This window comes from Candidatus Phytoplasma pyri, from assembly GCF_046600495.1.
Classification (GTDB): Bacteria; Bacillota_I; Bacilli_A; order Acholeplasmatales; family Acholeplasmataceae; genus Phytoplasma; species Phytoplasma pyri.
In genome coordinates this window covers 1-12,473 of the sequence record NZ_JBKIOZ010000009.1, presented here as the reverse complement: position 1 = coordinate 12,473, position 12,473 = coordinate 1, and the positions used below count along the sequence as shown (strand labels likewise).

Annotated in this window: 8 protein-coding genes and 1 pseudogene; 2 read left to right on the top strand and 7 right to left on the bottom strand. The window is 19.6% G+C overall.

From position 1 onward, the window contains the following. Positions 1 to 40: 40 nt before the first annotated feature. Positions 41 to 1,699 (top strand): ABC transporter ATP-binding protein/permease, encoded by a 1,659-nt coding sequence (locus tag ACLHHF_RS02120; protein WP_411308186.1) that lies wholly within the window; start codon positions 41 to 43, stop codon positions 1,697 to 1,699. A gap of 126 nt (positions 1,700 to 1,825) precedes the next feature. Further along, entirely contained in the window at positions 1,826 to 2,278 is a 453-nt protein-coding gene (locus ACLHHF_RS02115) for a hypothetical protein (RefSeq protein ID WP_411308185.1), read from the top strand. 834 nt (positions 2,279 to 3,112) lie between these two features. On the opposite strand, the gene ACLHHF_RS02110 is transcribed toward ACLHHF_RS02115, so the two are convergent. From ACLHHF_RS02110 to ACLHHF_RS02080, 7 genes and pseudogenes are all read right to left on the bottom strand, one after another. After that, on the bottom strand, positions 3,113 to 3,847 hold the full coding sequence (locus ACLHHF_RS02110) for a Pr6Pr family membrane protein (RefSeq protein WP_411308184.1): 735 nt from the start codon (positions 3,845 to 3,847) through the stop codon (positions 3,113 to 3,115). Between the two features lie 109 nt (positions 3,848 to 3,956). Beyond that, positions 3,957 to 5,453 (bottom strand): carboxypeptidase M32, encoded by a 1,497-nt coding sequence (locus ACLHHF_RS02105; protein ID WP_411308183.1) that lies wholly within the window; start codon positions 5,451 to 5,453, stop codon positions 3,957 to 3,959. 324 nt (positions 5,454 to 5,777) lie between these two features. After that, positions 5,778 to 6,599 (bottom strand): hypothetical protein, encoded by an 822-nt coding sequence (locus ACLHHF_RS02100; protein ID WP_411308182.1) that lies wholly within the window; start codon positions 6,597 to 6,599, stop codon positions 5,778 to 5,780. 241 nt (positions 6,600 to 6,840) lie between these two features. After that, entirely contained in the window at positions 6,841 to 7,593 is a 753-nt protein-coding gene (locus ACLHHF_RS02095; protein ID WP_411308181.1) for a hypothetical protein, read from the bottom strand. Positions 7,594 to 8,208: 615 nt separating this feature from the next. Beyond that, on the bottom strand, positions 8,209 to 9,582 hold the full coding sequence (locus ACLHHF_RS02090; RefSeq protein WP_411308180.1) for a 2-hydroxycarboxylate transporter family protein: 1,374 nt from the start codon (positions 9,580 to 9,582) through the stop codon (positions 8,209 to 8,211). Positions 9,583 to 9,970: 388 nt separating this feature from the next. Beyond that, a complete protein-coding gene (locus ACLHHF_RS02085) occupies positions 9,971 to 10,729 on the bottom strand; it encodes a hypothetical protein (protein ID WP_411308179.1) in 759 nt (252 codons plus the stop codon). Positions 10,730 to 11,581: 852 nt separating this feature from the next. Beyond that, positions 11,582 to 12,473 (bottom strand): annotated as a pseudogene (locus ACLHHF_RS02080) (hypothetical protein); the annotation flags it as partial.

Sequence of the window (12,473 nt, the reverse complement as noted above, 5' to 3'; positions counted from 1 at the left end):
TTTTTAAATATACAAAAAGAAAGTAAGAGAATATTTTATTATGATTCAAATAACAAATTTAAATAAAAGTTTTGTTAATAAATCCCAAGCGCCCGTTAATGTATTAAAAAATATATCTTTAAATTTACCTGATAAAGGCTTAGTTTTTATATTAGGAAAATCGGGTTCTGGTAAAACTACTTTATTGAATTTATTAGGGGGACTAGATTTTTTTGATCATGGTGACATCTTAATTAATGGTAATTCAACCGTTAATTTTAAACAAAGTGATTTTGATAATTACCGTAATGGTAGTTTAGGGTTTGTTTTTCAAGATTTCAATTTAATTGAAGATCTGAATGTTTTTCAAAATTTAGCTTTACCGTTACATCTACAAGGTAAAAAAGCGGATCCGATTTTGATTGCTAAATTATTAAAAGAATTTGAATTAGATGGGTTTGAATTAAGAAAAGTTAATCAACTTTCAGGGGGTCAAAAACAAAGAATAGCGATTATTCGTTCTATTATAAAAAACCCTTCTATTGTTTTAGCTGATGAACCAACCGGAAATCTAGATTCCGAAACCGGCAAACAAGTTTTAGAAATTTTTCAAAAATTATCTCAAGATAAATTAGTCATTATTGTTAGTCATGATCCTGAAAGCGCTTATAAATATGGCCACCGTGTGATTGAAATGAAAGACGGAGAAATTTTATCAGACTTCTCTAAAAATACTGCTGCCAGCGCTCCTAAAAAAAAATTAAATCAACAAAGCTTAAAAGTAGGACAAGCCATTACGGCAGAAATGTTACTTCAATTGCGCCAAGTGGAAAATAAACACAATAACCTGAAAGATTCATTTATCCCAACTAATCAAGTTGCGAAGAAGAACGCTGATGTAGTTCAACCGCAAGAAATGATTCAAATTAGTAGTCATTTACCAATGAAATTAGCTTTAAAAATGGGGATTAGTTATTTCAAAGAAAAAAAATTTACTTTAGCGATTTTTTTATTAATGTCTTCTTTTATGTTTTATTTACAAACTTTTTCCATCGCTATATTTTTCGGAATTACGAAATTACAAAATTTTCAAGTTCATTCTCAAGAATTATTAGATTATAAAGGACCAACAACAAGAGGGTTTGTAGAATTATATTATTTAATCAAAATGATTATGGATAATATTGGTCAAATCATTGATAGCGCTAATTTAGGTATGATTTACTTTATTTTAATTGTTTTTGTAACTGTCTTTTTTACTATTGGCCGTTTTGTAAAACAAAGTATTCAATTTAAAAAAAAAGAAATTGGTATTTTAAGAGCTTTAGGCGCTAGAGGTAAAGATGTTTTTAAGATTTTTTTTAGTGAAGGTTTTGTTATCGCTATTTTAATAGCTATTTTTGGAATTTTATTTTTTTATTTAGTTCCTTTAAAAGATTTTTTTATCAATCAAATGGTAAAAAGAATAGTTGATAATTCTGTTAATAAATTACAAAATTATAAAACAGAATTCGCGCTATCACAAGATTTATCAACAATAATTGAAAATATGAAATTAGACTTAATCGCATTCAAAGACAGCATTATTTTTTATTTACAAGGGATAATTGTATTTTTCAGTATTTTATTAAATACTTTTTTAATTATATTTATTAGTATTTTTTATCCTATTTTTAGTTTCGCTCGAAAAAAACCTATTGAAGTTATTTTAAATAAATAATTTTTTATTTCACCATTTTTTGGTGATTTTTTTTTATTAATTAATTTTAAATTAATAAATTATGTATATAATATATTCAGATATTTAAGTTTAAATAAAAAAAATATTAAAAAGAAAGAATATTTTATGAATAATTTAAAATTGAATTTTAAAAAATTAATTATTTTTTTAATTATTAATTTTATTTTGATATTTTTAATCAGTTTAATCAATTTTAATAGTATTAAAGCCAAATTAAATAATAATAATAATTTTTTTAATTTAGAAAAACAAAAAGAAAAAGAATTATCAAAATCAATATTATCAGTCGAACCAATACCATCATCAATATTAGAAAAACAAAACTCAACATTAAAAAAAGAAATAACAACAAATGAAGATGAATTAACAAAATTAAAAAAAAATCAAGAATATAAAAATTTAATTTTACAGAAAAGACGAGAAGGTAATCTTTTTCATCGAACACTTTATTTTTTTAAAGGTTTATATAATTTTATGGAAGAAGATTGGAAAAGTAGTTTTTTAGGGATATCAACTATTATAATAATTTTTTTAATAATAATATTAATTTTAAGTTAATTTTTATAATTTAATCAATACATATAACAGAAAAAAATAATAGGTTTGTTGTTGATTATAATAATTAAATAATCTTAAAAAATTTTTAATTATATAAATAATTTTTGATAAAAAAATTTACTAAATGAATTAAAATATTAAAAAATAAATTTAAAATATCTATCAAAATTTCATAATTTTATCGAAAAAAAATTAATTTTATTGAAATTTAAAATAATAACTAAATACTCGCTTTATTTTTTGGTAATTATAATTAAAAGTTTTATAGTAAAATTTAAATTTAATAAAAATTTCTTTTAAAAAGATAAAAACTTTTAAATTATATTTTAATTATTCTCAAGCTTTAAATATTAATAACATTATGTTTTTTCAGCAAATGAATAAATATATATATTTTTGTCAATCATAAATATTTTCTTTATTATCTTAATCATTAGTAAAATAAAAAAAACCTTATTATTAAGGTCTTTTTTTATATTTATTTTTTTAATTTTAAATTATTATTTATTAAATTTAAAAATAAATAATTAGTTTTTTCAAAAAACTAAATTTTAAAATTAAATATTTATCTAAAACGTCATAGTATTTATAATATTATTATAAAATTTATTATAAAATAAAAATTTATATTATCTCTCTGATAAAAGTAATATACTAAATAATAAAAAAAGTTTAAAATAAAAAATAAAAATGACAAAATAAAAATGAAAAAATTTTTAAATTAATTTTATTATCAACTTGCTGATAATAAGAAAATAAAGATATAAAATTATTTTATATTTTGATTTTATTTTTAAAACTGATTTTAAATATTTTTTTAGTTTTAAAAATTAACTATTTATTATTTTTGATAAAACAATCTTGACTATAATAAGAAAAATATCGGTTTTTAATAAAAGCTAATCCATAATTATAAAAATAAAATAAAATTGTTAAAATGAAAGACATTAATAAAACTAAAAAATAACCTTGTCCACCTTCACTTGTGATATTAAAAATACCTTTTTGAGTAGGATCTATAAATGGATAAGGATATTTAGTTTCTTTGTCAAACAAACCTCGAATTAAAAAAAAATAAAAATAAGCTGAAGGATGAATTAAGCTAATGTAAACTTTTTTAATTGCAATCGGTGAAATGTTTTTAAAAAAATAAAAAATAGTATACAAAATAGGAATTATAGTATGACGATAATGTTTAGTACTAGAAAAAAAACTAAAATTTTGAATTTCTTCTCTATCAACAATAGCGTGATTAACAATAAAAGTAAATAAAATACTTGTTAAAGTAATAAAAGCTAAACCAGAAAATTTAGGATTTTTCCTAAAAGAAGTAAAAAACAAAGTCATAGTAATTAAAACTAAGATATTACTTTGATTAGTAAAATAATAAATTAAATCTTGCCATTTATTAGAACCTACAATTGCAGATTTTTGATAAATATTATTTAATTGTATTCCGAAAATAATATAAACTATTAAAATCAAAATCAATGCAAAAAAAATTTTAAAAATATTATCTGCACGATGTTGAAAAAATTTTTTAAAAAATAATTTAAATTTATTTTTCATGTTAATTAAATTTCTTTCTGTATAACTTTTTTTTAAAATTAACTTTAATTATAAAAATTCTGAAATTAAATTTTTTTATTAAACAACCAATAATTAAAAACACTAATATTTAATTAAATAAATATTTATCTTCTAAATATTTTAAAAAAGTATGTGGATTAAGTTCTTTTTCGCCTGTCACTTGAAATAACATCTCTTCACTAGAATAAAGAGAACCAAAATTTCTAAAGTTGTGATTTAAATATTGATTTAAATTACTAAATTCTCCTTGAGTAAAATCATTTTTGATATTAGGATTAATAGTTTGAATTTTTTTCATAACCATAGAAGCTATAATCATTCCGTTAGCATAACTCGGAAAATAACCAAAATAACCTGCTGACCAATGAACATCTTGTAAACAACCTTCAGTAAAATTTTTTGGTAAAATACCTAAATAATCTTGCATTTTTTGATTCCAGACAGTTGGTAATTCATCTAAAGTCAACTGATCATTAATTAATAATTCTTCAATCTCAAAACGTAAAATAATATGTAAACAATAAGTAACTTCATCAGAATAAATCCTAATAAAATCAGGTTTTACTTGATTAGCTTGTAAATATAAATTTTCAGCTTTAAATAAAGAATCATTTAAATTAAATTTTTGACTTAATAAATTAGTTAAATAAGTTAAAAATTCTTTTGATTTACCAATTTGTTTTTCAATTAGTAAAGATTGACTTTCGTGAAATTGAAACCCACGAGCTTTCCCGACTGGTTGATTTTTATATTTTTCCGGTAAATTTTGTTCATATAAAGCGTGACCGGTTTCATGCATAGTAGCATAAAAACTATTTAAAAAGTTATCAGCGGAATAATTAGTAGTTAAACGAATATCATGAGGAGTACCTCCACAAAAAGGATGTACAGATTCATCTAAACGACCTTGATTAGTATTAAAACCTAAAGTTTTCATGATTTGATAATTAATTTTTTTTTGTTGTTCAATTGGTAAATAAATTTTTTGATATAAATTTTTTTGAAATTGTTGTTTTTTTAAAATTTCTTTAATTAAAGAAGGTAATTTTTCTTTTAAAACTGTAAAAGTTTTTTTTATACTTTTTACTGTTGTACCAGTATCATAAAGATCAATTAAAGCATCATATAATGATAAACCCAATGCTTTAGCGCGTACTTGAGCAATTTCCCTAGTGTATTTAATAACTTTCGCTAAATAAGGTTTAAATAATTCGTAGTCATTATTAGCTTTAGCTTGACGCCAAATTAAATCAGCTTGATTAGTCGCTAAGATTAATTTATTTTGTAATTCTTCAGAAATAATTTTTTCATTTTTAATTTTTAAAGCTATTTCTTTTAAATTAACTTGTTGCCATGGATCTAAATCATTAATTTCTTTTTGTGCTTCTAAAAGCCAATTATTATTTTCTTCAGAAATCAATAATTTACGAATAATATTATTTAAAGTAATAATTTCCTTAGTTCGACTATTTTCCGAACCCGATTTCATATTACAAGCAATATCCCAATTTAATAAATTCAAAATATTACCTAAACAACCAATTTCTTCAAATCTTTGTTCTAATTTATGATAATAAAAAGTCATTTTTTCTCCTTAAATTAAATTTGAATTTATATCTTTTTTAAATTAAAAAAAATATTTTATCTAAAAAATAAAATAATTATTTTTAATAAAAAAAATAATTATTCTTATATATATATTAAATATTTTTTTATAAAAATTCAACTATAATTAATAATAAATTAAAAAAGTACTTATTTTTTTGAAAAAATATTAGTAAATGATTGATAATAATTTAAATTCATTAAATAAAAAATAAGAATTAAATATTTAAATTTTTTATTTTAAGAAATTTAAACATTTATATTCTTATTTTCGTATTAAAAATTTTAATTTTAAAATATTATATTATCTTTTATTTTTGAAAATTCTAAAAGCAATAACACCCATTACCGCAACAAAAATAATAATTATTGACCATACTAACCAAGAAATACTATTATCATCGTTTGTGGTAGTAGAAGTTGTTGTTTGTGGATTTGAAACTTCTAATTTAATAGTTCGACTATTTGCAAAATTAATAAATTCCTTATTTCCTGGAGATCTTAATTTTGCACCTTGTATTGTAACTACTTTTTTATCTGAATCCAAACCGATGATTAAATCTTTACCATCACTAAATAATATTGTTGTTGAAGGATTTGTTTTTCCAATAGCTTGTATCAATGATTCATATTTATTATTATCTTTTAAATTGTCAAACTGTTCTTTTGTTAACTTAATAGTATTATCATTTATTTGAAGTCTTTCAAGATCATTATCAAAGGTTAATACAACATCTCCTTGAAAAATTTTTTTTCCCTTGTCAGTCAATTTTAATGTAATTTTGTTATGAACGTTATCAATATCCATTTGATAATCATCTACAATTTTTAGATCTGCTGGTAAAATTATCTTTTCTAAAACTGAAGAAACATCTTCACCTAATGGTTTACTTTTTGATGTTGAATTATCATATTCATTATATCTTATAGGACCAATATATAAAATACCAGCATTTTTATCACGAATATATTGTGCTAAATCTCGTTTATTAGTTGTTTCTCCTGCTGAAGAAGCAGCAGCTCCATCTGCTAATATTTTTAGATTTGAAAAAAATGGTAAAAAAATTAAACAAATAACAAAAAATAAAGATAAAAATTTTTTATTCTTAAAATTAGATGTAAACATATATTTTTTTCCCTTCTTTATTAATTATTTTTTATTTTAATATAAAAATTAAAAATACTTATAAAGATAAAATAAGAAATTAATATTTTTAATTTTTATATCATATTAATGAGTATAACTTTTAAAAAATAAAAATTCAAGTAAAATGAATTCATCTTATTTTATTTTATCAAATTAAACTAAATTTTAAACTTTGATTTTAAAAATTTTTTCGAAAAAATCTGAAAAAAATAATTAACTACTAAATTTTATCTAAACGAACAGCTAATTTATAAAAATTAATCCAACTAAACAAATTACCAATTAATAAAGGTAATGTCAAAATCAAATAATAAAATTTTAAAAATAACGAATTAAAAATTAAATTATAATTAACAAAAATAATAATAAACAAAAATAAAAAAGGAAAGATAAAAAAAGTTAAAAAATACATTTTAACAACAAAAAAATGTCTTTTTTTAAATTCCGAAAAAATAATATCATTATCTTGATTAAAAATTTTTAAGGTTTCTTTTTTTTCTAAATAATCTAAAAAAATAAAAATTTTCAACTTATTATACATATATAATAATAAAGAGGTTAATAACATCAATAAAACTAATAAAATAGAAATTAAAAATATAATATTATTCAAATTTAAATTAAAATTAATAATTTTAGTAATAAATTTTAAATTAAAATTATTTACTTGAGAGTAATAAAAAATTTTAATGCTAAAAATAAATCCTAATAAAAATAACCCCCAACTAATAAGATATCTTTTTAAAAAAATACGTTTAGAATCTAAAAACATATATTTTTGTTTTAATTCATCACATCTTCGATTAATAATGACATCATTGAAAGTCCAAGTTAAAGAAAAAAGTAATTTCAAATAAAAATTAACAATATCTAATAATTGTGGGCAAAAAAACTTAAAATTTGTAAATATAAAAATAATCAAAGTCAAAAATAAATTAATAAAATATATTTTTTTAAACTTATTTAAAATCATATTTTATACCTCCAAATTAATAAAATATATTTTATTTTTAAAAATCAAGTAATTAAAGATTAAAAATTATAATTAAAATTGATAAATAAAATAATTTAATTTCGAAAAAAATAATCATTCAAAAATTTATTTTTTAAATATAATTATTATTATAATAAAAAATTTTTACATAAGGTTAAAAAATGAAAATAATAATAATTATCAATATAATTATTGATATTTATTATTATTTTGTTAACTCTTATATAAATAAAAAACTAAATCAAATAATCTTTCCATAATTCAAATCTTGACTAAATCAAATAAAAAAATATATTAAAAATAATTGAAAAAAATATAAAATTCCATAAAAAACTTTTTTATTTTAAAAAAAATATTTAAATATTATTTTTAAATTTGATAATTAGTTTAAATATCTTTTCAACAATTTAATTCTAATCTTTAATTTTTTTTAAATTAAATCAATTTTAAAAAATAAAAAGACTAGCGAAATAGCTAATCTAATTATTAAATATTTAATTTTAAAAGTTTAAAATAAATAAAAATATTTTTTTTACCAATCAACTAAAACCATAATACTACTTTTGTTTTAAACTTCATAAATTCTGTGATTAATTATTTTATTAAATAAAAATAATTAAAACTTAAAGAAGAAATAACAAAAATAATTGGGCCAATAATACGAGTCGTAATATTAATGAAAGGTAATAAAGTTGGTTTTTTACTAATCGCTATAACACTACCGATTTCAGAAGAAGCACCAATACTGTGGGAACCTAAACCTGCAGTTAAAGAGGCTTCTAATGCATAAAAACCAAATTTTTTCGCTAGTAAAAGAGAAATTAAAGTTACTGTTGACAAAGAAGTTAAAACTAAGATAATTATCTTGTATGATGTTAAAGCATCTAATAAAACTTTCCAATCAGTAGTTAAACTAAAACCTGCTAATACAGGAGCAGCAAAATTAGTAGTCATAAATTTACCAGTTTTAATTAAATTACCTTGAAAACTTAAAGGAATTAAATTAAATAATTTAAAGATCAATAATAAAACTATCATATATACCAAAGGATTTAATTGAATATAACCATTAAATAAAAAATTTAAAATATGACCTAATAAATAAAAAGCAATAACTAATAATAATCCTGTCCTAATATCTTGAATTTCAAGTACTTTTTTATTCTTATTTATCGAATTATTTTTATTTTTAATATTTTCTAATTGACCTTGACCATTTGATTGCTTTTTATTAAAATAAGTACATAATAAACTTGCAAATATAATCGCTAAAATACGAGTTAAAATTAAAGGTGCAACTAAATATGAACGTAATTCATAATTAGATATTTTTTTATTAACTGCCGACTGATAAATACCATTTGCAAGACCATTAATACCAAAATTAATCCCTCCATTAGTTAAAGGAACAAAAACATAAAAAATAGAATCTAAAAAGTGACCTTTAGAAACAAAACCTTTAGGAACTGAATATTTAATTAAATAACCTATTCCACCAACCAGTAAAAAAGCAACTAGAATAGAAATTAAAGTTAAAGGAATAAATTTCTTAATTGATTTTTTTAACAATTTATTATCAATACTAAAAATACCACCTGCAATTACTAAAATAATAAAAAAATTAGGAAAATTAATACCTTTATTAAAAAAATCTTCATGAAATTTTTCGACTAATTCCGGTTGTATTAACTTTATATATACTAAATAAGAAGGCACTAAAACACATAATAAAAAACCTAATCCAAATTTATTTAAAAAGGGGATGTTATTACCAATAAAATTTAAAAAAATACCTAAAACCATACATAATAATAAAGGTGTGAAAATTTGATGATAATATAAATTATTATCTTTAAACATATAAACATTTAAAACACAAATTAAGATTAAACCTAAAAAAAATAAATTTTTAAAATCCAAAATATCATATTTATTAATTTTATGTTTTATAATATCGGTTTCTTTCATTTTAATTTTTCACCTTTTTTAATTTTATAATAATATTTTTAAAAAAATTAAATTATTAATAAGATCTTATTAAATATCTTACTAATAATTATATGATAACATTTAAATTTTTAAAAAAAATAATATTTATTTTTCATGATAAAAATATGATTAATAATTTTTAAAATTAAATGTTCGTAATCATTATTGAACTTAATTTAGAAAATATTAACTAAAATTATTTTCAACTAAAATCAAAAATAAAAATATTGAATATAATAATAATTGCAAATTAAATCATTGTAATTAAATAAAAAAACTACAAAGTTAAATAATAAGGGTTAATTTAACTTTGTAGTAAATTAAATCTAAATATTAATTTTAAAATAAAATCCTCAATTTATGAAAATTATTTTTTTTCAGTTGTTTCTTCAGTGTAAACTGTAAATGCCAGCTTAAAATCCATTGATTCAACATTTTGTTCAATTAATTCTTTAATTTTGGCTATTTCTTTAAATTGTTGATAATCGAAAAAATATACAATTCTTAATATTAATCTCGGATTATTTTCTGTTTCTTTTTTTCTTGAAGCTTTTAAAATAATATCATCAGGTTTGTTGTCTTCTTTATTTACAAAATCTTTTATTTGAATTTGTATAAAATTTAAATTTCCTATTTCATTTTGAATGTTTTCAATTTTTTTCATTTCTTGTGTTATTATTTCTGGATATTTAATTTCCTGAATTTGAGTAGGTTGGTTTATTTTAACTTTAATATCTTCTTTAGAACAAACTTTATCATCTAAAAAAACTTCATATTCTCGCTCTAATTTTACTTCTTTAAGAAGTTTTGGTGTTGTTTCTAAAATATAAGTTTTATTTGTAATTGGTATTTGTTGTTGTTCAGTTTCTGTTGCATCGTTCATAGGAGAAAAAATAACCTTTTTATTACAAACGTTATCAGTTTCATTTACCTGCAAATATTGTTGTAAAATATTTTTATTGTTTGAATTTTGTGATAATTTTGGTAGCATTATCTTAAAATTTCTTACAATTTTGTTCTCATGATTTGTCAAAGCATAACAATAAATCGCAAAAATAAAAGCAATAATTAAAGGAAATATTAATAAGAATTTTAATAATTTTTTTTTACTATTTATACTATTCATCATATTTTTACTTTCAATTTAATTTATTTTTTAAAATATAATATTGTTAATTCTAAAAATCATTTTTATATTTTTTTAAAAAATTTTATCAAATTTTTAATTAATTAAAATTAACTATTTTTCAATAACAACAGAAGTTGTTATTTCAATTGTTTGATTTTCATCTTTTCTATAATGGATATTACCAATTTCATCTATTCTATCACAATTTTTAAAAACTTCTTTATCCTTTGATTTATTTTTAATATAATCAATAAAAATATCTTACCCTAATTTTTCTTCTTTTTGTTAATTTCAATTAAATATTTATTGCATTAGTTATAATTATTTTTTCATTAGAGTTAGTTTCTATTTTTTTATTAAAATTAAGTTTAGTTTTCAAAGTAAATCATTATTTTTAAATACCAATAAAGTTTTAATCAAATCATTTTAAATTAGTTGTTTATCATTAAAAAATAAATTTCAATATACAAATTAATCCAAAAAAATAAAAAGAATAAAAAATAATTTTATTCCAATTAATTTTAATAATTTTGTTATTGAAACTAAATTTGATTTATTAAATTTTTTTCTAATTCAAAATTTTTTCATTACTGTTTATTAAAACTAATTTTTTTAATAATTACAAAATTAAAACCAAAAGTAATAAATTAACTTTATTACTTTTGGTTTGATACCAATTTAATTATGTTTTTGTCTTTAACATGAACAAAGGAGCAGTTTTTGTTTGATTTTAGTTTTTTTATATCAGATAAGTTTCCGATATTTTTAGGTATTCCTGATCCTTGTAAATAATGTTTTATGTAAATGTTATTTCTAATTCGAAACTAATGAACTTGTACTCTTAATTAATTAAAAATCTGTGTCTGTAAATCCAGCTGTTTTTCCAAAATATTTTTGTATGTCGTTTTTGTCATATCCAGCTAATACCATTTGTTTAGCATTAAATCCAGCGATTTTTAATTCTTTTATTGTATATCCAACAACGTCTTTTTTAAAATTTGCAAATGCAAAATTAGCATTTTTTAATTCTTTAGCTGTATATCCGGCGTCTTTCATTTTTCTAATGCCGTCACTTTCGTCAAAATATCCAGTAGCTTTTAAATCTGGAGCTGTAAATCCAGCAAATTTCAATTTTTTAACATCATCAACACTATCTTTATATTTAAAAATTATTTTTTTCTTTTCCTCTGGTAACAAATTAGTAATTTTTTTCAATTCTTTAGGTGTATAATTAGCTTCTATTAATTGTTCAATTGTAAATTCAGCAGTTTTTAATTCTTGAGCTGTAAATTCTCCATCATCTTTTAATTGTTGAACATCATTAAATCCAGCAGTTTTTAATTGTGTAGCTGTATATCCAGCGTCTTTCAATTGTTTAAATGTAAATCCATTTTCTTTCAATTCGTTAACTGTACATACACTTTTTAATTCTTGAGCTGTATATCCAGCTTCGTTTTTCAATTGTCCGACGTTAAATCCAACTTCTTCTATGTCTGAAATTGTACATCCAGCTGCTTTTAATTCTTGAATTGTACATCCAGCAGCTTTTAAATCTTTAGCATCATATCCAGCAGTTTTTAATTCTTGAGCTGTAAATTTAGCATTATTTTTTAATTCTTTAGCATCATCATATTTAGCTTCTTTCAAATGTTGAGCTGTATATCCAGCTTCTCTAAATTTTTCAAGTGTAAATTTATCTGTATCAATTAAACCTTTTAATTCTTTAAAATCATATCCAGCA

Coding starts and splice junctions, on each gene's coding strand:
- ACLHHF_RS02120 (WP_411308186.1), top strand. CDS start 41: ATGATTCAAATAACAAATTTAAATAAAAGTTTTGTTAATAAATCCCAA.
- ACLHHF_RS02115 (WP_411308185.1), top strand. CDS start 1,826: ATGAATAATTTAAAATTGAATTTTAAAAAATTAATTATTTTTTTAATT.
- ACLHHF_RS02110 (WP_411308184.1), bottom strand. CDS start 3,847: ATGAAAAATAAATTTAAATTATTTTTTAAAAAATTTTTTCAACATCGT.
- ACLHHF_RS02105 (WP_411308183.1), bottom strand. CDS start 5,453: ATGACTTTTTATTATCATAAATTAGAACAAAGATTTGAAGAAATTGGT.
- ACLHHF_RS02100 (WP_411308182.1), bottom strand. CDS start 6,599: ATGTTTACATCTAATTTTAAGAATAAAAAATTTTTATCTTTATTTTTT.
- ACLHHF_RS02095 (WP_411308181.1), bottom strand. CDS start 7,593: ATGATTTTAAATAAGTTTAAAAAAATATATTTTATTAATTTATTTTTG.
- ACLHHF_RS02090 (WP_411308180.1), bottom strand. CDS start 9,582: ATGAAAGAAACCGATATTATAAAACATAAAATTAATAAATATGATATT.
- ACLHHF_RS02085 (WP_411308179.1), bottom strand. CDS start 10,729: ATGAATAGTATAAATAGTAAAAAAAAATTATTAAAATTCTTATTAATA.